Genomic DNA, 21,917 nt, shown 5'->3' on the forward strand with positions numbered 1-21,917 from the left:
GTAACCGATCGCTTCTTTTATTTCATCATCTTCCTCAGCCGCCGAATTTCATCCCAGTCCACTTCTTCCGCCAACATCATCTGATCAATTTTAAACCGGAGCATCGTTTGATCCGCTGATAAAGTATCATCAACCGCTGTCAAGGTGGGGTCAATGAGTTGCTGGTTTTGAATGGATAGTTCCCGGGTGGCAACGGCTTCCCGAAAGCTCATGTCGTGGGAAACAAAAATAACGGTACCAGGATAGGCCGACAAGAAGTTCTGGAGCGCCCCAATTGCGGACATGTCTAAAAAATTAGTGGGTTCATCAAGAATCAGGACGTTATAGTTTCCTGTAATGACCTGAACGAGCTGAACCTTAACCAGCTCTCCCCCGCTTAAGCTATGAACGGGTTGATCGTAAAACTGAGCGGGTAATCCCAGTGCCCCCATGACTTGTCGGACCCGATTTTCATCAAGCTTCGTATGGGCCAACACCGTTTGTAGCACGGTGAGTGAACCGGTAAGCTCCGTTAAGTCCTGTTGAAAATAGCCGATTTGGGCGGAGTCAGAGAGATGGATGCCGTCTTCTCGCGTCACGATTCGATGAAGTAGTGTGGTTTTACCACTCCCGTTGGGTCCCGTAATCGCAACCCGTTCGCCCGGTTTAACCGTAACGTTAGCGTTGCGTAACAACCGTTGCGTTCCCCGTGAAAGGGTCAGGTGGCGAACTGACACAACGGTTTTACCCGTAAACGGTGGCAAGTCGGTGGCCATGACCTTAATTCCCTGATCTTCAAATGGTTTTTCGGGGGTTACCTGACGATCAGCTCGTTTAGCTAGCTTTTTGGCGTTACGTTCCATTTTCCCCGCCGTTTTTTCCAATAGGCTCCGCCCGTTGCCCCGCTCTTTACGTGTCATCCCCTTGCCCTGACGGATTTGATTGGCCTTGTTTTTACGTTCGTTAACGGTGGCCTGCAGTCGATGATGTTGCCGGCGGTCACGTTCATAGTCGGTTAATTGTTGCTGATACCGGTGGTTCGCCCAATCTTGGTACTGCTCGAAGTTTCCCTCAAAAACCGTTACGTGCTGTTCCTTAAGCGCCCAAATCCGGGTCGCCACTGCGTTTAGCAGGTGCCGATCGTGGGAAATAACAATCAGTAAGCCGGGGTACTGCTGCAACTCCTTAATGAGTTGGGCCTGATGGTTTTCATCCAGGTTAGCGCTTGGCTCGTCTAAGATTAAGGCTGCGGGGTGGGCCATCAGCGCCGTTCGAATGCGTTGAAACTCGGCTTGACCCCCGCTTTTGTCATGAGTTGCCACCATTTGGGGAACGTAGGTCACCGCCGAATCCACATTAATTCGGCCGGTACTGGCTGAATCCACGCCACAAATTAGTTTGGCGAGGGTCGACTTGCCGACCCCGTTGCGACCAATCAATCCAATTCGATCCCCCGTTTGGGCGGATAACCGGGTTATTTTAAATAGGGTTTGACCCCGCTGAATTTGAGTTAAGTTCGTAATCGTTAATTGCGTCATATTAAGTCCCTCTTTCACCAGGGATTAGTCAGCGCACACAAAAAGCGTACTTTTAATTAAGGAAAAGTACGCCGCATTTTAGATTCTGCGTACGCCCATCATCCCTGAAAAACTGCCCAGTTTCCCCTTTGGGTGTCCTGGTTCATTGTTCTTCAATCGATGATTAGATGCGCATCCGCTGAATCCTCCATTTTTCGTTTAGAATAGCCAGATTATAGCACGGCAGAGCGCGCGCCGCAACCTTACTTCATATATACCGCACTGTTACGAATGTAAGAAATCTCGTCAAACGTAATCTGTTGCTGTAGGTCTTCGGAAAGGCCCATCGAAATATCGCCGTCGCTCACCGCCTGCTGGATCAGCTCATACTCCGCGTGGAAGGCCGACATAAAGAGTTGGTAAATCACCCGTTGATCTGGTTCCGGCTGCTGCATTCGCCGGTGCCGGTTACGTAGCCCCCGCCGCGTTAGGTTAACCTCGGCCTGGTTCTCGCTATTCTCAATATCGTGAAGCCGCTGCATTGCTGCCGCATACCCCGCGTTTTCTAAGGGCCGAATATCCTCGCCGTGGTTATCAAACGCCCGCCGCCAGTAAATTTCTTCCATTACAAGTGGTGACGTTAAAAAGGTGTTTTGGGCCGTCCGAAAATCCTTGGAAATAAACCCCATATGAATGCTAAACCGAACCCGCATCCAGAGGTCATGAACCAAATTTCGTTTCGAACTGGCTTCGTTTAAGGCGAGAAACTGATTATAATATTTTTCTTCGGCTGGTGTAACCTTGCCGTCCTGGACTAGCTGATGAATCACTTCGCGTTCAGCATCCCCTGCTTCACCCAAAACGATCCGGTGCTGCCGGTGCTTGGGGACTTGGTTTAAGGTCAATTGCTGCACGAGGGCATCAATCACAATCTGGGCCTCCGCTGGATGATCAACTCGTTGTTTTCGCACACTTGAAATCGCAGCATCCAGCATCCGTCGTTTCCATAGGTTTGCATTATCTTCGTCTGGTGATGCCGGCTTGGCAACCAAGTGGGGAAAGGCGAGGGTGGGTGCAATTAAACTCAGTAAAATGACGACGGCCGCCACAAAGATTAGCACGTCCCTCAGGGCAAATAAGTGGTGGGAAACATAGACGGGCATTGAGAAGGCTAACGCCAGCGTAATTGTTCCGCTGGCCCCGCCAAGGGCAATCACCCAGCTTTCCTTCCAGCTCGGAACGGAATGGTCCTCGAACCGCAGGAAAAAGTGGGACCATAGGAGCCGAATTGCCACCCGGGAAACGTAAATGAAGACCCCCATTCCAAACAGCAGGAACAGCATTCGCCAACTATTCCCCCAAATTTGTCGGATCACAACGGGCAGCGACAAACCAAGCAAAACAAAGACCATCCCGGATAAAATCCCGTTAATAATTTCCCAGACGTTAGCATTCACTAACTGCATGTGAGAAGACGTCAGCCGCAGCCGGTCCCGATTTTCCCCCTGCACTAACCCGGCAGCAACAACGGCTAAAATTCCGGACGCTCCCACCTTAGTGGCTAAGTAATAAACCACAAAGGGCGTTAAAAGCTGCATAGTCACCATAATTAACGGTGTATCATCGTGCCACCGAATTAATGCGGTCGACGTCCACATAATGAAGAGACCGAAGAGGGCCCCCAAAATTAGCCCCCCGAAGAACTCCTGCAAAAAATCCATGATGGCGAGGTTGGCCGAAAACTCCCCGGAAATGTACGCCCCAATGGCGAGGTTAAAGGCCACGATTCCGGCCGCATCGTTAAATAATGACTCACTGGATAACATCTGCATGGGTAAGGAATCACTGTGACCACTAATTGCACTGACAGCCGAAGCGTCCGTTGGGGTCACAATGGCGACTAATGCAAACGCTAAACTCAGCGGTAGGAGCGGGAATAACCAGTAAACGCCGTACCCCACGACTAAAATCGTTGTGATAACCAACCCAACCGCTAAGGATAAAATATTGGTTAACGACCGACCAATCCAAGACCGAGAGGCGTTTTGAGCTTCGTCGTAGAGCAGCGGTGAAATGAGGGCAAACGAAAAGACGGCCGGGTTAAACTGATAGTTATGGTAGGCTGGAAACAGCGCAAAAACAACTCCGAGCCCAATTAGCCAAAACGGCAGTGGCACCTTGGTGAAGTGCCGGGTCAAAATATTTCCAACGATAACGGCAACAAGCAACTGTGTAATTAAAAAGGTCTGAGTCATGTGGTTCCTTTCCTTCTTCAAACTTCAACATTATTAATTTCTTAAATTGATCATAACCCAAAACTCGGGGATGAATTATAAAAAAATTCCGTGTACACTAAAAATAAAATAAATTGTTAGAGAGGCGACACACATGCAACCCTTAAACGTACTCTATATTTCCATCGAAGGTAACACCCGCAACTTCGTTAAGAATCTTACCCGGTATGCGGCGGAGCAACACGCTCAAAATCCTGATTTGCCCGAGTTAAACGCTAAGGAAGTCTCCGAGCAAACCGACTTTGATGATCTTGATAAGGACTACTTCTGCTTTGTCCCAACTTACTTAGACGGCGGGGACGGCGTTAACTCCGGGGTTAAAGAACTCATGACCAACGTTTGTGGCGAATATATTGCGTATCACCAAAATGCCAGCCATTTAATTGGGGTCGTTGGCAGCGGCAACCGGAACTTCAACCTGCAGTACTGTTTAACGGCCCGTCGGTATGCCTACATGTTTAAGGCACCGTTCATTGCTGATTACGAACTCCGCGGAGTCCCAGCAGATGAAGTCCGGATTTACGACGCCCTCGTCAAGCGGGCCGAAGAAGTCGCTAGCGCCGAATAGCCACCCTAAGTTTACCCCAAAAGAAGGAATTCATCTCATGACACGCATTACGGAATCCAACCCCGAGAACCCGGTCTTAGCCACATTGATGACCCACCGCAGCGTCCGGTCGTTTCGGGCTGAAAAGCTGACGCCGGATGACGTCGCCCAATTAGTGGCCGCAGCCCAGCACGCACCCACAAGCACCTTTTCACAGCAGTTCAGTCTCATTAGCGTCACCGATCCTGAAAAGCTTGCCGTTATCAGTCAAATTACGGGCCATCACTGGGCCGAAACGGCCGGCCACTATTTCGTTATTCTGGTAGACCAATTCCGCAACCAAACGATGGTGACTGCAGCCGGAGCATCGGATACCGTCCTGCACAGCACGGACAAGTTTTTAGCCGGCGTTCTAGATGCCGCCATTGCGGCCGAAGCTATGGTAACCGCTGGAGAAAGCATGGGGATTGGCAGTACCATTATGGGTAGTATTTTAAACGATGCTCAAGCGATGATTGATTTACTTAACTTGCCGTCCCTCACCTTTCCGATTTTAGGGTTGGCCATGGGATACCCAAAGGAGCAGCCTGAGCTCAAACCCCGACTGCCCCAATCTCTCGTTCACTTTACCAATCGTTATGAACCCCTCTCCGTGCAAGAACCAGACTTTGTGGCTTATAACCAACTTGTTGCCGATTACTACGCCTCCCGTGGGCCTAACGAGTCCACCCAAACCTACGTGGATCACATGCTGCATGAAGTGGCCCGTGATCCAGAAGCCCGGGCTAATTTAGCTCAGGTAATAAAACGGCAGGGGTTTGAATTGTAGTCAAAAAGTTCCTCCTTTCGTTTTTTCTGACGTATACTAAAGGGGAACGAAAATAAGGATGGTGATCTTATGTTTGAAGTAACCCGCGCTGATAAACATGACGTCCAAACGGTTAAGTTCGTTGGGCGTCGCTATACTGAAAGTGACCGCAATGCAGACGGCAACTTTAAGGACCAGTGGCAGCAATGGCTGACCAACGGTTGGTTCACTGAAATTGAAAACATCGGTTCCATTGCGGATCCCGCCAAAATGGGCGTCATTCTCATGGAAAAGGATAACTTCAGTTACTGGATCGGGTACGCCTGTACCATGGATTCCGCAATTCCAGACGGTTGCAGTTCGTTAATTCTCCCCGAAGGTGAAATTATCGATACCCACGTCCACGGTAGCTTTAAAAACGGTGAAATTTTGGGGTCCGCCCCAATTTCACAGGCTTACCAATACGCCGTTGCCCGTGGCTTAGCTAAGAGCGGGACCAAGCCAACGCGAATCATGGAACGCTTTGACGATCGCCGCTTTAACCCTAACGATGACGAAACAACCGTAGATTACTGTTTCTATGGTTAATTGTATCCTAAAAAGACTGGTTTCCTCTGAACGGCTATGTTCAGAGGAAGCCAGTCTTTTTAGCCATGTACTATGACTATGGTCAAATTGACGTCATCTTTCAACCCTAATCCGGGACCGTCTTTTTAGGCAGTCGTTTCGTCCATATCATAACGAGTGCTAACCCGATTAACATGAGAACGGTCACCGAAATAAAGAGGGGCCGGTAGCTCGCATAGTCGATGACGAGGCCGCCGTAAAGGGGGCCTACCGCACGACCCAGAGATAGAGCCATGTTATTCATACTTTGGTACTTTCCCTTATTGGCGTTCGGTCCCGCCAAGTAGTCAATCCAAGCGGGCATGCCTGGAAATCCAATCATTTCACCAAACGTCAAAATCACCATTGCCAATACGAACATGGCATAGGTCTTCGCAAAAATGAGGACCACAAACGAAAGGGCAAAAATAAAGGCACCGACCCAAATCTGATGGGCTAACTTAAAGTGCAGCCCAATGTGATTGGTGATTGGTTGGCCAATGACAATTAACACCCCGTTTAACGTCCACAACCAGCTGTATTTTTCAAACGGAATTCCCAGGCTGGTCATATGGACCGAGATGTCGCTTTCCCACAGGGAGTAGCCTAACCATAGTGCAAAGATGAGAAAACAAATCAGGTAAATCAAATGTAAGTTAGCCGGTGCCGGTTTCGCATCCCCGCTGTCACCCGACCATTTTTTAACGGGTACGTGGAAGTCCGTGGCCATAATTGCTAGTAACACAACGTAACATAACGCCGCAATCGTGAAGACAATCCACACACCATCATCCAATAAGTAACCAACCAGCAGCGTTCCGATCACAACCCCCACGTTTTGCGCAATATAGATCAGGTTAAACACAAACCGGCTGCTCCGCGACGTAATTAACGTGGCGTAAGAGTTCACCACGGTCATTGCGATACCATCACCTAGTCCGGTCAGCGGCAGCAAAATCCCAAAAATGGGCCACCCGTGCCAAAAAATTAAAATGGCAATGGTAACGAGTGAGATCAAAGATCCCACAATTCCCGACCAGTACGGCGACCACCGATCAAACATCTTGCCGCCTAACCAACTTCCTAAAATCATCATCAGCGAGGTCAGGAGGAGTACCACCCCTGCTAGCGCTAATGATTGATGCAAATAATTGTGCATGTAGACTGTCACCAGCGGCCACATAAAGGCGGCCCCGGTGTTTAAAAGAAACGTTGCTGAAAACACCCCTAGCAACGTTACTTCTTGTCGTTTACGTCCCATTCAAATCTTCCCCGCCCTTCACTATTCGTTGACCTGACCGTTAAACGGACCTGAAACAACCACTTTACCGACCACGTGACCCTCTTCAACAACCTGATGGGCTTCGCGCAAGTTTTTCGCGTTTAGCCCACTGTCAATCGTTCGGGATAGCGTCGTGTGAACAAAATTATTATCAACCAGCTGGGCAATTTGTCGGAGGGCCTCACCCTGGGTTTCCATGCGGAAATCAAAGTCGCCCTTTGCAAACATGTACTCCCAGTCTAAACTCAACGACTTGCTCTTTAATTGTTCCATATTCAGTTTGGCTTGGGTCCCAACAATGGCCCCAATGTGCCCTCCAGGTGCCACTAACTTAGTCACCGCATCGTAATAGCTCGGGACATCGTACAAAATAACGGCGGCGTCAACAAAGTGATGCCCGAGCCCCTGAACTTGGGTTTCTAAGTCATCGTGATAGTCAATGGGCTGATCAACCCCGTTGGCCCGAAGCCAGTCGAAGTTAGCTGGGCTCGCCGTGGCAATTACGGTAAAACCGGCCCACTTTGCGAGTTGGCTTAACACGGATCCCACACCGCCAGCCCCGTTAACAATCAGGAGGGTTTTTCCCGGGTTCGCCAGCTGACCAAAGTTGGCACCCATCTTTTCGAAGAGTAATTCATAGGCCGTAATCGAGGTTAAGGGCATGGCTGCCGCTGCTTCATCCGTTAGGGATCGGGGTGCTTTAGCCACTAGCCGTTCATCCACTGCTTGATAGGCTTCGTTGCTCCCCGGCCGCTTTGTCGTCCCCGAGTACCAAACCCGGTCGCCCTTGCTAAACTTTGTGGTGTTCGATCCCGTCTTAACCACTATCCCCACGGCATCAAACCCCAGGATCAGCGGTTCCTTTTGGCTAGGGGCTCCCGCCCGGAGTTTAGTATCGACCGGGTTGACAGATACCGCCTTTACTTCCACGAGAACGTCGTGTTCCGCTAAGTCAGGGGTTGGAACCTCAACGTCGACTAATGAGTCAGAATCCGTAATGGGTTCGCCCTTAAAGCTGCCAATTGCTTTCATAATGTATCGCTCCTTTTCCCACCTTAAACGGCACAAATTACCTCCATTATGCACCAAAATCAACGAAGTTTGTACCTTGGGGTTTTTACCTATGATATGATAAATCAAACGAAAGGAGTGCTTGACCATGTCCCATATTACCTGCCACATGCTGACCACGCTGGACGGTCAGATTAGCGGTGACTTCATCACGAACCCCCGGCTCAGTTACTTTCTCGCCGTATACAATCAAATCCACGATGAAGCCGCAGCTGACGCTTGGATCTGCGGGCGCCAAACGTTTGAACAAGATTTTACGGGGGGCCGTCAAGTCGACCTGACACCGTATTCAAATCAGTCGGTTCCCGCCGGTGATTTCATTGCCACATCGACCGCCAAAGAATATGCGATTGCGATTGACCCCATGGGCAAACTAGGATGGGATGCCCCGGTCATTGGCAACCCTGCGGTCCCCGGAGAGGGCGAGGCCATCATTGAAGTTGTCTGTGATCAGGTGGCTCCCGCTTACTTAGCTTTTCTGCGCGACCTGGGAATCTCCTACGTTTTTGCTGGAAAGACTCCCGATCTTGACCTTCCCTACCTTATCCAGCGGTTAGAAGACACCTTCCAACTGACTGATTTCATGCTGGAGGGCGGTGGAATTGTCAACGCCAGCTTTCTTGAAGCCGGGCTGATTGATGCCTTAAGTTTAGTGACCGTGCCCATGGTCGCTGCTGACAAAACGGCTCCGAAGCTCTTTAATAACCAAACCCCCAATCCAAGCGTTCCTAAACATTTCCAACTCAAAAAAGCCACCCCGTTAAAGGATAGTGGCTTATGGTTACAGTACGAAACGATTTACTAATCCGCTTCGATTTACTTCGTCTTTGTAAACGTGTTGTAGGTTGTTTTCACGGCGGTTCCCTTGCTGTTCACTAAGTGGAACTTCTTGTTCGACGTGAACTTAACGTAGAACGTCGTGGCCTTCTTAGCACCCTTAGCCTTCTGGGTCATCTTCCAAAACGAAGTTGTCTTTGGCGAAACCTTATAGGTAGCGTAGGAGAGGAGCGTCTTCGTCTTCTTACCCTTTTGGTACTGTTTTTCGTTCAAGCCCGTCTTCTGGCTGAAGGACCAAACTTGGTAGGCTCCCTTAGACGTATTTGACTTCCAGGTTCCCGTTGGGGTCTGAACGTTGACGGCACTGGTCTTTACCGTCGACTTGCTCGTGTTCTTCTTAGTCGTAGTCTTGGTTGACGTCTTCTTCGAAGTTGATGTCTTCACTGCTGACTTAGCGGCTTGGTTAACGTGGACAATGTTATAGAAGGAGAGCTTCGTCTTGGGGTTAATGGCGTAGACGTAGAGCCGGGTACTCTTCGATTGTTTGGCAATCTTAACGGTCCACTTCCCGGTCTTCTTTGAAGCCGTCGTCTTAGCAATCACCTTCTTATTGTTGGCTTTCACTTCGATCTTGGAACCCTTCGTGGCCGTTCCGGACATGGACGTGGACGAGGTTTTAATGCTGCCTGCCGTGCTAAGGCTAGGTCCAATGTGCTTTGCCTGGGCGGTCATGGGTGTCATCGCAGTAACGGCAGACGTTGCAACGCCCCCAACCGTGGCTAAGACGGCTAAACTAGAAATCAACGCAATCTGTTTTTTCATGGAATGCTCTCCTTTAGTCCTCAAGGGACTAACTAAATTTATCAATCTGTAGGTCATTATACCAATCTCACCTCAGATAAAACTCAAAATCAAAAAGTTTTAATTCTTTTTAAGCGCCAAAATTCCACCCGAATTAGTTTCATCCGTTTTCTCGAAATGACCGTTTTGATTTGTTTTCAAACTTCTTTTCATACCTTAAACAATAAGATGTAACTAATTGCCGTCATATCACGTATGCAACCGGATGCATCATTTTTAAAAAAACGTTTACAAAACGGGTGCTAAATTAGTGAAAATGGGTTATAATACCTGTGAAGTGGTCTAGACGATCAGTCAACCCTTTACGTTTATTTTGTTTCACTGCAATAAACGAACTGAATCGACAAAAAATACCGACTATTCAAGGAGTGAACATCATTGGCAACTGAACGAGATGCAGAATTCTTAATGTTTGGGGCAACGGGTGACTTAGCAAAACGGAAGCTTTACCCTTCCCTCTACAATCTTTACCAAAAAGGTACGTTAGGCACTCACTTTGTTTTACTGGGAACATCACGGGCTAAATTAAACGACGATGAATTCAGAGACGTCGTTAAGCAATCCCTTGTCCACGCCGGCGAAAAGGCGGATACCAAGGAAGCTGCTGAATTTCTCTCTCGTTTCTACTACGTTCAACATGATGTTACCGACAAAGCTCACTACTCCGTCTTACGCGACCGCCTAAACGAACTGGACAAGAAATACAAAGCTAACGGGAACCGGATTTTCTACTTATCAATGGCACCCCAATTCTTTGGTCCCGTGGCGGGCTACATCAAGACGGAAGGCTTACAATCCACTAACGGCGGATTTAACCGCTTAGTCATTGAAAAGCCCTTCGGCCGTGACTTTGAATCAGCCAAGAAATTAAACGATGAATTAAGCAAGTCCTTCGATGAAAACCAGATTTTCCGGATTGACCACTACTTAGGTAAGGAAATGATCCAAAACATCATGGCCTTACGGTTCGGCAATACCGTCCTCGAATCCTTGTGGAACAACCGGTACATCGATAACATCCAGGTGACCCTTGCTGAAAAGCTGGGGGTTGAGGAACGGGCCGGCTACTATGATAACAGCGGAGCCCTGCGCGACATGGTTCAAAACCACATCATGCAGATTGTTTCCCTGTTAGCCATGGAACAACCCGTCGCCTTCCTGGATAGCGATATCCGGACTGAAAAGGTGAAGGCCCTCCGTTCGCTACGGGTTTACGACGTTGCGGAAGCCGCCACCAACTTTATTCGGGGGCAATATGGCTCGTACGGTGATGAACCCGACTACCGTCACGAAGACGATGTTCCACGTGATTCCAACACCGAAACGTTCGTGGCCGGAAAGCTGCTGTTTGACAACTACCGTTGGTCAGGCACCCCATTCTACATCCGGACCGGGAAGAAGTTAGCCGGGAAGTTTACCCGGATCGACGTTGTCTTCAAGAAGCCGTTAGTGGACATCTTCGCTTTCCCACAAAGCGGCGAAAAGCCATTATCCGCTAACGTGTTAACCATTTTCGTTGAACCAAACGCTGGTTTCTCGCTGCAATTAAACGCTAAGAATAACGAACCCGGTTTCCAAACCGAACCCGTTAACTTAACGTACATGATCGACCAAGCCCACTCCGATCAGACGCCAGAACCTTACGAACGTCTGCTTCATGATGTCTTAAAGGGTGATGGAACCAACTTCTCTAGCTGGTCAGAAGTGGCCTACTCCTGGAAGTTTGTTGATCAGATTCGCCGGGTTTGGGATCTGTCAGAACCCGATTTCCCTAACTACACGCCATACTCCATGGGACCAGCTAGTGCCCATGAACTATTGGAACGTGACCACCGCGAATGGGTCTACCATTTGAACCACTAATGAACTAAACATTGAAACCGACTCACCTTTCACAACTGGAATTGGTGAGTCGGTTTTTATGATGGTCCTTTTGTGACCTACTGTGTGTTGCTTCCATTTTATTCCCAACGCCATTAACGATAATTGAAAGCCAATTTTTTCTTATTTTCACAAACTTTTAACTTTTCAATTGAATTCTAGCTATTTACCCTTGTGAAACAGCAGATTCACAATCTAACGTGGCTGGAATAAAATTGTAAAATATTAAAAAAATGGCACGAATTAGTTCACATTCTTTTTGTGAGATGATACACTATATACGTAATATCGAAATTAAAAATTCTTTTTGATAAAGGAAGGTTAGTAATGGCAGATACAGCAAAAAAAGCAGATATCGGCGTTGTCGGTATGGCTGTCATGGGCAAGAACTTAGCCCTGAACATTGAAAGTCGTGGATACACGGTAGGAATCACTAACCGGACTCCAGCAAGAACTCAACAAGTTATCAAGGATCACGGGGACAAGAACTTAATCCCAACCTACTCCTTACAAGAATTCGTTGATTCCTTACAGAAGCCTCGTCGGATTTTGATGATGGTCAAGGCTGGTCAACCAACTGACGACATCATTAATGAATTGCTCCCAATGCTTGATAAGGGCGATGTCTTAATCGATGGTGGGAATACTAACTTCCACGACACCATGGCACGGAACGCACGGCTTGATGAATCAGGCATCAACTTCATCGGGATGGGTGTTTCCGGTGGTGAATTAGGTGCCTTAGAAGGTCCTTCATTAATGCCAGGTGGTCAAAAGGACGCTTACGACCTCGTTGCCCCAATCTTAGAAAAGATTGCTGCTAAGGCCCCACAAGATGGTAAGCCATGTGTTGCTTACATCGGCCCTAACGGTGCTGGTCACTACGTCAAGATGGTTCACAACGGGATTGAATACGGTGATGAAGAACTGATCGATGAAAGTTACAACATCATGCGTAACGTTGGTGGCATCGGTGTTGACGACCAAGCTAAGATCTTTAAGGACTGGAACAAGGGCGAACTTGACAGTTACTTAATCGAAATCACCGCTGACATCTTAACTCGTAAGGATGACTTAGGCGATGACAAGAGCAAGCCAATCGTTGACATGATCCTCGACCGTGGGAACAACAAGGGTACCGGTAAGTGGTCTTCAGAAGACGCTTTAGCTATCCAAGTGCCACAATCAGTGATCACTGAATCAGTTTACGCTCGTTACATCTCCATGATGAAGGACGAACGGGTTGCTGCTTCTAAGGTCTTGGCTGCTCCTGACAACAAGGTTGACTTACCTGATCGCGATACGTTCGTTGAAAAGGTTCGTGAAGCCCTCTACTTCTCGAAGATCATGAGTTATGCTCAAGGCTTCGAACAACTTCGGGTTGCTTCTGACACTTACAACTGGGACCTTAAGTACGGCGAATTAGCCCAAATCTGGCGTGCCGGCTGTATCATCCGGGCTCGTTTCTTACAAAACATCACTGATGCTTACGAAAAGAACCCAGACTTGAAGAACTTGTTACTTGATGACTACTTCAAGGAAATCGCTGCTAAGTACCAACAATCAACACGTGACGTTATTAACTGGGCCGTTCAAGCTGGGGTACCCGTACCTTCGTTTAGTGCCGCAATTACTTACTACGACTCATACCGTGCTGAAGTCTTACCAGCCAACTTACTCCAAGCTCAACGTGATTACTTCGGTGCTCACACGTACGAACGTGTTGATCGCCCAGGTGACTTCCACTACACTTGGTACGAAGAACAATAAATCCATTTCTCGCTTAGGCGTTGAAATAAAATCATACAAAAAAGGGTCGCTCGGTTTAACACTGAGCGACCCTTTTTACCTTCATCTAAAGGTTCAATAGTTTTTGTGCGTTGCCGTAGGCAATCTGTTTCTTCACGTCCTCTGGTAAGGCTAATTGGTCAAACCAGTTAGCAGCATCGGCATTATCTTCATACGGATAATCAACCGAGAACATTACCCGGTCCGGCCCAAAGGCGGCAATGGCACTCTTAAAGTCATCCGTATTAAAATGGCCGGAAGTCGTGCACATGAAGTTCGTTTGCAGGTAGCTCGTTAACGGTCGCTGGTTTTTTCCGTTAACTTCGCCGTTTCGTTGCCGGTAAAGCCGGTGTTCCGTCCGTGGCAAGGTCTGTGATAATCCCTCGCCAAGGTGGCCCAGAATAACGGTTAGGTCAGGGTACCGGTCAAACAGGCCGCTCATAATTAACCGAATGGCGTGAACGGCCGTTTCCTGGGTAAAACCCCAAGCTGAACCAATTAATTCGGGGTAGCCTTGATAAATCTGGGTTGAAGCTGGCATCGGTTCGCGGGGGTGCAGGTACACTGGCACGTGTAAGTCATTGATCCGGCTCCAAAAACCATCTAACCGCGCATCATCTAAGTACATGGCTTGATTAACGTCACCCATATTGGTGTAGCCGTTAATTAAAATTCCCTTAGCACCTAACTCTTTCACTGCCCGTTCAGCTTCATCCGCCGCTGCCTTGGGATCCTGCAGGGCGACCGCAGCAAACAGGCTGAAACGATTGGGGTTGGCTTTGACGTAGTGTTCATAAGCTTCATCATTGCTCTTATGTGCTAAGTCAACGGCCGTCTGAGGGTCGTTAATGCCTTGAACCCCTGGTGAAGTCAGGGACATGACGGCCCTTTCAATTCCTAACCGGTTAAGTTCATCTAAGTAAGCCTGGTTGTCATCCCAAAGCCGATCCACAATAAAGTCCGTGTAGGATTGACCATTTCTAGCAGCTTCACCGGAGTCATTCCATAGTTGACTGTTTTGCGGGGTTGAAAAGTGTTCTTCTAACGCAATTTTTTTCGTATCCATTAATTAAACCTCCCAATTAACGTGCTGTAAACAGGTTCACCATAGTCCCCTGACCGCGCCGCGTCAAAATTTTATCGGGATCTTTTTGAATAGAACAAGTTGCGGCGAAGACCCAAAAATGCGTTAAAATGAGGTGGGTTCCCCATCTTCGTTTGCATCGTTTTAAACTCAAATAAACTTATCTTAACAACCAGACAGGTGATTAAAATGGCCATTAAAATTCCGCTTTATCAGCGCCTGCAAAACGCCTTAATTCGTCGGATTGAATCCGGTGATTGGGCTGCCGATGATAAATTACCCTCCGAGTCCCAGCTGCAACGCCACTACCACATGGGGCGGGTGACCGTTCGCCGGGCGCTTGCCGAACTCGCTAATCAAGGCTACATTATTAGCCGCCAGGGGCAGGGTTCCTTCGTCTTAGAACGGCAAAACCACGATCCGAGTTTCCACTACTATAACGTCAAAGAAACGGTCATGAATCTAGGGGCAGTTCCCACCGTTAAACTCACTGGCTTTACCCTGATTGTCGACGGGGGACTGCCCGACATCCGGGCGCAAATGGGCCTAACCCGGGATGATTACTTGTATCAGATCCAGTACGTCACTTACGCTAATGCCGTTCCCGTCTTTTTCGATACGATCTACCTGCCCTACCTGCGTTTTCCCCAACTCTTCATTAGTGAACTGAACCATACGGCCATTATTCCGCTGCTCCGCCAAAAGTATCAGTTTCAGGGTGAGTTTCACACGACCAGTCAGCCGGTAGTCACTAATCGGCCCGGATCAGATGAGCCGGAATCCGCCATGCAAGTGGAAACGGTGGCCGACGAAATCAGTCGGGGCACCCGAAAAGTTGCCCTATTAAGTCGGGCCCTTTCATTTGGCAAACTCATGCGCCATTTGCAGCACCGCCGCTTTTCTTAGCCTAAAACGACCGTCCGTCTTTCATTGACAGTTCAATGAAAACTGTTACAATTTAAGCAATACGACAAGGTTCCTTAGGAGGAATTAATTTACTGATGAAAATCTCTGATTTATCTATGCTCACTGACCTATACGAATTCTCAATGGCCAATGGGTTTCAACAAGCCCTACCAAATGCGACCGGGGTATTCGATATCTTCTTTCGGCGGGTTCCCGACCAAGGAAGTTTCGTGATTTTCGCTGGCCTTGAGCAAGTCATCGATGCTTTATCAGATCTTCAATACACACCGGAAGATATTGACTATTTGGCATCCCTGCACATTTTTAATCAGGACTTCTTAGACTATCTTGCAAACTTCAAGTTTGAATGTACCATTACAGCAATTCCTGAAGGCACCCCCGTGTTTCCCCAGGAACCGCTATTAACGGTAGAGGGTCCTCTCATTCAGGCCCAGCTGTTAGAAACGATTTTACTGAACATTTTAAACCACGAATCCTTAATTGCCACTAAGGCCCGGCGAATTGTCCACGCTGCGTCCGGGCGCCCCGTTATGGAATTTGGGGCTCGCCGGGCTCAAGGACCCGACGCCGCTGCTAACGGTGCCCGGGCTGCCCTGATCGGCGGTTGCGACAGTACCTCCAACGTCTACGCTGCCGAACACTTTGGCGGCACGCCATCGGGAACGATGGCCCATGCCTGGGTTGAAGCCTTCCCGAACGAACAGGAAGCCTTTGACGCTTGGGCCGACCTTTACCCCGATAACTGTGCCCTCCTCGTGGACACCTTTGACGTCCTCACTTCTGGGCTGCCACACGCCATCGAGACGTTTAAAAAATTACGTGCTAGCGGACACGAGCCCTTAGGCATCCGGATTGATTCCGGTGACATTTCCTACCTAACCATGGAGTCGCGGCGAATGCTTGATGCAGCTGGCTTTAATGACGTTAAAATCACGGTCTCTAACTCCATGGATGAACACGTCATCCGCACCCTGCTGGAAAATGATGCGCCCATCGATAGTTTTGGGGTCGGTGAAAATCTCATTACCAGTGCGTCCAGTCCCGTATTAAGCGGCGTTTATAAGCTGGCCGGGGTTGAACAAAACGGCGTCTTTACGCCGAAACTCAAGGTTAGCGCCACGCGTGCCAAACTGACGCTGCCCGGGTTAAAACGGGTCTACCGGTTATACAACGAATCCGGCAAGGCCTTCTCGGATGTCATCGCGCTGGCGGATGAATCGTTAGACGCTCCCATCACCGTAGTGGACGCAGACCCGATGGCCACCATTCCCGCCCATGAACTCACTGAATTCCGGTACGAACCGCTTCAGCAGACGATCTTTGATCATGGCAAACTGGTCTACACCTCACCATCAATTGCTGAAATTAAGTCTTACATGCAGCGTAAACTAGACGAACTTTGGCCTGAAACCAAACGATTAATCAATCCTAGTACCTACCACGTTTCAACGACGGTCGCCTTAAAGGATTTGCAGACCCGGTTAGTTCAAGATCACTTAGAGGGCCAGGCTTAGGCCCATCACAATCAAAAGGGTCCCGGTCATCTGATTAATTAATCAGATGACCGGGACCCTTAGTTATTTTATGCTTCCATCCATTCGATTACTGCCGGGTTTGTCCGCCATGGGCGTAACCCGCTAACCGATCTTGCAATTCAAGTTGAATTTGGTGCAGGGCTTCCCAATCGTCAATTTCAGCGGATAACCCGGCCACCCATTCAGCTTTACGCCGGCTCTTATTAATAAATTCATCCCAACTTTGGGCGGTTGTATCCGGATCCTGACTTTGACGCCAGGTGGACCATTCCTTCAAGTGATCTTCCAATAACTTCACTTCGGCTGGTGATAACGGTGCTAAAAGTAATTTTTCAGGCATCAGGAGGACCTCCTTTAACTAACTGTCTGCAACATTCACTTTTAATCCTTTAACTTGGCCCCATTATAACAAATCCGGTTCAGTTTGGCGAATAAAAAAAGAGCCGTGACCTTAGCCACCGCCCAATTCCAATTACCGACTTGACACGCCATCATACAGCTTACGATACCAATTCTCCCAGGAACCATCCGCTGGCATCCCCGTTTGATTCAGGTCAACGTCAATCTTAGTTAGCATATCCGTTAAAATCTCTTGCTTTTGGGCCAGCGCCTTATCGTGCAGTTCAACACTGGTGAAGTTATGGTTCGCAAACAACCAGGCATTTAAGTCCGACATATCGGCGTCGATCGGAAAACTGGATAAAATTTCAAGGTTGTTCTTCTTGAAATAAGCCACGTAAAACGTTAGAAAATCACTGATTGCCCGCTCTTTTCCTGCGTCGTTAAGATCATTAAAGTGTATAGTTTCAGCCAAAGCGACTGTTCCCCCTTAAAGTAATTCACATTGTTAGCCATCGTTGTCACACATCAGTGCAACCCTTTATTTCCATTATGACACAATTTTTAGTTTCGTACATCATCCGCACTGAATTAAAACGATTACAAATGTTATTCGTTCAAACTTTTTCTTCTCTGGTGTATGATGGAAGCGTACTGAATAGCCCGAAAGGAGATTCCTATGACACAGAAAGTTTACGATTCCTACTTTTTTAATGAGGCCGCCTTTAACACACACGATGAGGCGTACATACCTTTGGAGCCCGCTAACGTAGCGCCGCAACCTTTAAATATTCCGCCCCTATTGCAGCCAGATAAATCGACTGACACGGATACTTACTACACCGTTGAAGCCCAGGAAGGTGAAACCCAGTTTCTCCCCGGTGCTAAAACGAAGACATGGGGTTACAATGCTCCATACCTGGGACAAACCATTGTCTTTGAAAACGGTAAAAATGTCCACATTGACCTTAAAAATAGCGTTCCTGAATTGACCACCTTCCACTGGCACGGTCTGAACGTCTCCGGTCCCATTATCGATGGCGGCTGCCACGCTCCCGTGTACCCCGGCGAAACCTCGCACATTGATTTTAAGGTGGATCAGCCTGCAGCCACATTATGGCTGCACGCTCACCCTTGCCCAGCCACAGCCGAACAGGTTTGGAAGGGATTAGCCGGTATGGTTCTGGTTAAGGATGACGTGGAAGCTAAGCTGCCGTTTCCACGCAACTACGGGGTTGACGACATTCCCGTAATCTTGCAGGACCGGAAGTTCCACGAAAATAACCAGCTGGATTACCGGGCCGACTATGATCCTGATGGTGCCCAGGGCCCAACCGCAGTGATTAACGGGACCATTAACCCCTACTTTGACGTGACCACCCAGCGAGTTCGGTTACGCCTATTGGATGGCGCAAACCGGCGTGAGTGGCGGCTCCACTTGACTGATGACCTGCCGTTTGCCCAAATCGCAACGGACGGGGGTATCCTGCCAAAACCCGTTTACCTGAATCGGCTCATGATGACCGCCGCAGAACGGGCCGAAATCATCATTGATTTTAGCGACTACAAGGAAGGCGACACCGTGACCCTATACTCCGATGACGCTCCCCTCATTAACTTCCGAATCCACTCGTTTGAACCAGAGGACCGGAAGCTGCCCGACCACTTAGTCGATATTCCAAACCCTGATGTGACCCCTGGAACCCACGTTCACCAAGCGGTAATGTCCGGAATGGACGAAGAAGTTGAACTGAACGGGAAGAAGTTTGACATGCAGCGAATCGATGATAAGCAACAGGTGGGCAACGTCGAATACTGGGACGTGACGAACACGAACGAAATGGACGGCGGGATGCTGCACCCTTACCACATGCACGGAACACTATTTACCGTCGTTTCCCGGAACGGTCACGAACCTAACCCCAACGAATTCGGCCTCAAAGACACGATTGCCGTCAATCCTGGTGAAACGGTACGGTTAAAGGTCCAATTCCAAATGACGGGGGTCTACATGTACCACTGCCACATTATTGAACATGAAGACGGTGGGATGATGGCCCAAATTGAGGCTTACGACCCGAACCACCCCCAAACGTATAAACTGATGGACATGGATACCCTAATGAACGCATTTGCTAAGGAACGCCACGAAAACGTTCAAGACGTGTGGTTGCCCGGCATGGATTCCTACAAAAAAATGGGAATGAAAATGTAAGCAGGCGGGTTGAAAATAGTAACCGATCCCGTTATAATACAGGTAAGGTAAATAAAGAGAAGCTGTTAGGTGAGGCTCCTATACGGAAAATGCTACTACTCAGAAACGTCGAGAAACGCCAATGAGTCAGCAGTTTATGTCAAAGCAAGGCATAAACTAACGTAGCTGTTACAATTGCTTGTAACTACGCCGTATAGTGCTAAAACTCAACGATTGGCTAAAAGTTCTTTTTTGGAGTGCACTTAGCCAATCGGTTAAGCGCACTTTTTGTTTACCAAACTAACCAAAGGTGGTGATGAACAATGACAATGTCAATAATCGATTTAGACCCCGGAGCGACTCCTAACGAGCGGCAGGGAAAGCGTAGCCAGTGTTCATCACTCGTTGCGCAGCGAGGCTTGATTCCATAGCTAGGCTTTCCCTTGCTCATCGTTTCTGCTTGAAACGGTGGTATGACAATCTGAACGTTAGCGCCGACTTTCAAGATTAGGCTGCAATTGATTTTGCTATCAATTTGAAGCAGCAGACTGAGTTTAACGGTCACAAAAGTCCGGTTCTAACACCAGAAAAAGCTTGAGCAATGGGATTAAGTCTCAGTTCACCAGAATGGCAAAGATGCATTGACGTGCGAGTCATGGTGCGCTTCACATCGTAGGGAACTGCGTTGGGAGCCTAATCTTCATTACTGACGTACCCGGAAATTAGGGTGCCTGGTGGTTCAACGATCTTCATATCACAGTCACGGGAATTCAGTAACGAACCGAAACGGTCTAAGGCTGATGGGAATCACCCGAACCCGAATCCGTTTGACACTAAGTTCTCACCCAAAACTTACTCATTATAATGCTTGGGAGGTAAGTGATCTCCTAATCATGCAAGTAAAAGCCGTGAAACTGATTACTATCAGCTTCACGGCTTTTTAATTAACTATTTTCAACGGCGTGGTCAGCCGCATTATCACCTAAGTACTTCCGGACAAACGCTTCATTTTTTTCAGCGTCGTATTCATTTTCTGATTTCCCAATAATCACGGTTGCCAGCGAGTTTCCAATTACATTCACACAGGTCCGCCCCATGTCAATCACCCGATCAATTCCCGCAATGAACGTCATTCCCGCAATCGGAATCCCAACGGTTGGAATCGTCGCCAGCAGCACCACAAATGAGGCACTGGGAACCCCCGCCATTCCCTTCGACGTAATCATGAGAACGACTAACAGCGTAATCTGCTGGCCCAGGCTCAGATTAATGTGGTAGGCCTGGGCTAGGAACAGCGCCGCAATGGACTGATAAATGGCCGAACCATCAAGGTTAAACGTATATCCGGTCGGAATCACAAAGGACACAATGCTGCGGGAAACCCCGTAGTTTTCCATCTTATCCATCATTTTAGGGAGGGCCGCTTCTGAACTAGCAGTCGAAAAGGCCAATACGGCTTCATCCTTAATTACCCGCATTAACTCCCAGAACCGAACGTGGAAAAAGTAGCCGGCTAGACTCATAAAGATGGCTACAAAGACCGCCATCGTGGCATAAACCAGTAAAATAAAGTAGCCTAGTGGAATTAAGGAACTTAGCCCCATCTGAGCAATCGTATTCCCAATGAGGGCACATACCCCCAGGGGAGCCAAATGCATAATCCAGTTCGTGATCTTAAACATGACCTCTGAAACCGCCTGGAGAAAATCAGTAATAATTTTGCCCCGTTCGCCAATGGCCGCAGTCCCAAGACCAAAGAACACGGAGAACAGGATCACCGGCATCATATCGCCGGCTGATAATGATTTAAAAATATTAGTTGGAATAATCCCAATAATGGTGCCCCATAAGCCAGTATGGTTAGCTGCTTTAGCCGAAGACAAATACTGACTAATATTTGAACTGTGCAGGGAATGAATATCAACAAACGTTCCTGGGTGAAAAATGTTTCCCACGACTAGCCCCAGTGCAAGTGCAATGGTTGTCATGACTTCAAAGTAGATGATGGCCTTTCCACCTACTCGGCCCAGTTTCTTAATGTCCCCCATGTTTGCAATCCCAACGGTTAAACAAGAAACCACAATGGGTAAGACAATCATTTGGATCAAGTTAATAAACATGGTTCCAATACTTTCCATTGCGGTAATTGCCATTTTATTCTGGTAAAAGACAACCCCCAAAAGAACCCCTAACCCTAATCCAATCCAGATTTGCCATCCTAACGATAACCGAAAACGATGGTATTTCTTCATTTTCTCACCAATCCTTATTCTGTCTTAGCATTCTTCCTATCTAGGATACCATAAACCGGACGAAATTCGAATTGCTCCCCTGAAATTTTCGTGTTTTTTTGGTTTAAGGTTTAAAAAAAACGTTGAACTTCGATAAAATCGAAATTCAACGTTAGTTGCGCGGCAACGTCCTATC

18 protein-coding genes and 1 riboswitch are annotated in these 21,917 nt (G+C 48.2%); of the genes, 9 read left to right on the plus strand and 9 right to left on the minus strand.

The window, feature by feature from the left end:
- Positions 1–17 precede the first annotated feature (17 nt).
- Together DCM90_RS07320 and DCM90_RS07325 are read right to left on the minus strand one after the other, a co-directional pair.
- Positions 18–1,517: an ATP-binding cassette domain-containing protein gene (locus DCM90_RS07320; RefSeq protein WP_109250717.1), complete on the minus strand. Its 1,500-nt coding sequence runs from the start codon at positions 1,515–1,517 to the stop codon at positions 18–20.
- A 242-nt stretch (positions 1,518–1,759) separates the two neighbouring features.
- On the minus strand, positions 1,760–3,751 hold the full coding sequence (locus tag DCM90_RS07325; protein ID WP_109250718.1) for a cation:proton antiporter: 1,992 nt from the start codon (positions 3,749–3,751) through the stop codon (positions 1,760–1,762).
- A 133-nt stretch (positions 3,752–3,884) separates the two neighbouring features.
- Here DCM90_RS07325 and nrdI point away from each other — a divergent pair, with 133 nt between their 5' ends.
- From nrdI to DCM90_RS07340, 3 genes are all read left to right on the plus strand, one after another.
- On the plus strand, positions 3,885–4,358 hold the full coding sequence (nrdI, locus tag DCM90_RS07330; protein WP_109250719.1) for a class Ib ribonucleoside-diphosphate reductase assembly flavoprotein NrdI: 474 nt from the start codon (positions 3,885–3,887) through the stop codon (positions 4,356–4,358).
- 37 nt (positions 4,359–4,395) lie between these two features.
- A complete protein-coding gene (locus DCM90_RS07335) occupies positions 4,396–5,166 on the plus strand; it encodes a nitroreductase family protein (protein WP_109250720.1) in 771 nt (256 codons plus the stop codon).
- 69 nt (positions 5,167–5,235) lie between these two features.
- Complete coding sequence (locus tag DCM90_RS07340; RefSeq protein WP_109250721.1) at positions 5,236–5,733, plus strand: GyrI-like domain-containing protein; 498 nt, start codon at positions 5,236–5,238, stop codon at positions 5,731–5,733.
- A 106-nt stretch (positions 5,734–5,839) separates the two neighbouring features.
- On the opposite strand, the gene DCM90_RS07345 is transcribed toward DCM90_RS07340, so the two are convergent.
- Together DCM90_RS07345 and DCM90_RS07350 are read right to left on the minus strand one after the other, a co-directional pair.
- Positions 5,840–7,012, minus strand: coding sequence for an MDR family MFS transporter (locus tag DCM90_RS07345; protein ID WP_109250722.1), 1,173 nt, complete (start codon positions 7,010–7,012; stop codon positions 5,840–5,842).
- A 21-nt stretch (positions 7,013–7,033) separates the two neighbouring features.
- Entirely contained in the window at positions 7,034–8,065 is a 1,032-nt protein-coding gene (locus DCM90_RS07350; RefSeq protein WP_109250723.1) for a zinc-binding alcohol dehydrogenase family protein, read from the minus strand.
- Between the two features lie 127 nt (positions 8,066–8,192).
- Here DCM90_RS07350 and DCM90_RS07355 point away from each other — a divergent pair, with 127 nt between their 5' ends.
- Positions 8,193–8,909: a dihydrofolate reductase family protein gene (locus tag DCM90_RS07355; protein WP_109250724.1), complete on the plus strand. Its 717-nt coding sequence runs from the start codon at positions 8,193–8,195 to the stop codon at positions 8,907–8,909.
- 11 nt (positions 8,910–8,920) lie between these two features.
- On the opposite strand, the gene DCM90_RS07360 is transcribed toward DCM90_RS07355, so the two are convergent.
- The gene (locus tag DCM90_RS07360; protein ID WP_109250725.1) at positions 8,921–9,703 is read right to left on the minus strand and encodes an Ig-like domain-containing protein; all 783 of its coding nucleotides are present in this window, start codon (positions 9,701–9,703) and stop codon (positions 8,921–8,923) included.
- A 447-nt stretch (positions 9,704–10,150) separates the two neighbouring features.
- On the opposite strand from DCM90_RS07360, the gene zwf reads away from it, so the two are divergent.
- Complete coding sequence (gene zwf, locus DCM90_RS07365) at positions 10,151–11,605, plus strand: glucose-6-phosphate dehydrogenase (RefSeq protein WP_191981031.1); 1,455 nt, start codon at positions 10,151–10,153, stop codon at positions 11,603–11,605.
- A 345-nt stretch (positions 11,606–11,950) separates the two neighbouring features.
- The gene (gene gnd, locus DCM90_RS07370) at positions 11,951–13,393 is read left to right on the plus strand and encodes an NADP-dependent phosphogluconate dehydrogenase (RefSeq protein ID WP_109250727.1); all 1,443 of its coding nucleotides are present in this window, start codon (positions 11,951–11,953) and stop codon (positions 13,391–13,393) included.
- 85 nt (positions 13,394–13,478) lie between these two features.
- Here the strand turns inward: gnd and DCM90_RS07375 are convergent, their stop codons facing one another.
- Entirely contained in the window at positions 13,479–14,477 is a 999-nt protein-coding gene (locus DCM90_RS07375; RefSeq protein WP_109250728.1) for an amidohydrolase family protein, read from the minus strand.
- A 207-nt stretch (positions 14,478–14,684) separates the two neighbouring features.
- Between DCM90_RS07375 and DCM90_RS07380 the strand changes: the two genes are divergently transcribed.
- Together DCM90_RS07380 and DCM90_RS07385 are read left to right on the plus strand one after the other, a co-directional pair.
- The gene (locus DCM90_RS07380; protein WP_109250729.1) at positions 14,685–15,401 is read left to right on the plus strand and encodes a GntR family transcriptional regulator; all 717 of its coding nucleotides are present in this window, start codon (positions 14,685–14,687) and stop codon (positions 15,399–15,401) included.
- A 95-nt stretch (positions 15,402–15,496) separates the two neighbouring features.
- A complete protein-coding gene (locus DCM90_RS07385; RefSeq protein WP_109250730.1) occupies positions 15,497–16,936 on the plus strand; it encodes a nicotinate phosphoribosyltransferase in 1,440 nt (479 codons plus the stop codon).
- 88 nt (positions 16,937–17,024) lie between these two features.
- Here the strand turns inward: DCM90_RS07385 and DCM90_RS07390 are convergent, their stop codons facing one another.
- Positions 17,025–17,297, minus strand: coding sequence for a hypothetical protein (locus tag DCM90_RS07390; RefSeq protein ID WP_109250731.1), 273 nt, complete (start codon positions 17,295–17,297; stop codon positions 17,025–17,027).
- 132 nt (positions 17,298–17,429) lie between these two features.
- Positions 17,430–17,771, minus strand: a complete 342-nt coding sequence (locus tag DCM90_RS07395; protein WP_109250732.1) for a hypothetical protein — start codon at positions 17,769–17,771, stop codon at positions 17,430–17,432.
- Positions 17,772–17,975: 204 nt separating this feature from the next.
- Here DCM90_RS07395 and DCM90_RS07400 point away from each other — a divergent pair, with 204 nt between their 5' ends.
- Positions 17,976–19,511 carry a multicopper oxidase family protein gene (locus tag DCM90_RS07400; RefSeq protein WP_109250733.1) on the plus strand — a complete coding sequence of 512 codons (1,536 nt, stop codon included), beginning with the start codon at positions 17,976–17,978 and terminating at the stop codon, positions 19,509–19,511.
- Between the two features lie 54 nt (positions 19,512–19,565).
- A riboswitch (M-box (ykoK) riboswitch) is annotated at positions 19,566–19,736 on the plus strand.
- A 698-nt stretch (positions 19,737–20,434) separates the two neighbouring features.
- Here DCM90_RS07400 and DCM90_RS07405 read toward each other — a convergent pair.
- Positions 20,435–21,742: a dicarboxylate/amino acid:cation symporter gene (locus DCM90_RS07405; protein ID WP_109250734.1), complete on the minus strand. Its 1,308-nt coding sequence runs from the start codon at positions 21,740–21,742 to the stop codon at positions 20,435–20,437.
- Positions 21,743–21,917 lie beyond the last annotated feature (175 nt).

The organism is Levilactobacillus bambusae (assembly GCF_003124125.1).
Taxonomy (GTDB): Bacteria; Bacillota; Bacilli; order Lactobacillales; family Lactobacillaceae; genus Levilactobacillus; species Levilactobacillus bambusae.

Excerpts from the sequence above, each read along its gene's own strand:
- DCM90_RS07320 (WP_109250717.1), bottom strand. The coding sequence starts at position 1,517 with ATGACGCAATTAACGATTACGAACTTAACTCAAATTCAGCGGGGTCAA.
- DCM90_RS07325 (WP_109250718.1), bottom strand. The coding sequence starts at position 3,751 with ATGACTCAGACCTTTTTAATTACACAGTTGCTTGTTGCCGTTATCGTT.
- nrdI (WP_109250719.1), top strand. The coding sequence starts at position 3,885 with ATGCAACCCTTAAACGTACTCTATATTTCCATCGAAGGTAACACCCGC.
- DCM90_RS07335 (WP_109250720.1), top strand. The coding sequence starts at position 4,396 with ATGACACGCATTACGGAATCCAACCCCGAGAACCCGGTCTTAGCCACA.
- DCM90_RS07340 (WP_109250721.1), top strand. The coding sequence starts at position 5,236 with ATGTTTGAAGTAACCCGCGCTGATAAACATGACGTCCAAACGGTTAAG.
- DCM90_RS07345 (WP_109250722.1), bottom strand. The coding sequence starts at position 7,012 with ATGGGACGTAAACGACAAGAAGTAACGTTGCTAGGGGTGTTTTCAGCA.
- DCM90_RS07350 (WP_109250723.1), bottom strand. The coding sequence starts at position 8,065 with ATGAAAGCAATTGGCAGCTTTAAGGGCGAACCCATTACGGATTCTGAC.
- DCM90_RS07355 (WP_109250724.1), top strand. The coding sequence starts at position 8,193 with ATGTCCCATATTACCTGCCACATGCTGACCACGCTGGACGGTCAGATT.
- DCM90_RS07360 (WP_109250725.1), bottom strand. The coding sequence starts at position 9,703 with ATGAAAAAACAGATTGCGTTGATTTCTAGTTTAGCCGTCTTAGCCACG.
- zwf (WP_191981031.1), top strand. The coding sequence starts at position 10,151 with ATGTTTGGGGCAACGGGTGACTTAGCAAAACGGAAGCTTTACCCTTCC.
- gnd (WP_109250727.1), top strand. The coding sequence starts at position 11,951 with ATGGCAGATACAGCAAAAAAAGCAGATATCGGCGTTGTCGGTATGGCT.
- DCM90_RS07375 (WP_109250728.1), bottom strand. The coding sequence starts at position 14,477 with ATGGATACGAAAAAAATTGCGTTAGAAGAACACTTTTCAACCCCGCAA.
- DCM90_RS07380 (WP_109250729.1), top strand. The coding sequence starts at position 14,685 with ATGGCCATTAAAATTCCGCTTTATCAGCGCCTGCAAAACGCCTTAATT.
- DCM90_RS07385 (WP_109250730.1), top strand. The coding sequence starts at position 15,497 with ATGAAAATCTCTGATTTATCTATGCTCACTGACCTATACGAATTCTCA.
- DCM90_RS07390 (WP_109250731.1), bottom strand. The coding sequence starts at position 17,297 with ATGCCTGAAAAATTACTTTTAGCACCGTTATCACCAGCCGAAGTGAAG.
- DCM90_RS07400 (WP_109250733.1), top strand. The coding sequence starts at position 17,976 with ATGACACAGAAAGTTTACGATTCCTACTTTTTTAATGAGGCCGCCTTT.
- DCM90_RS07405 (WP_109250734.1), bottom strand. The coding sequence starts at position 21,742 with ATGAAGAAATACCATCGTTTTCGGTTATCGTTAGGATGGCAAATCTGG.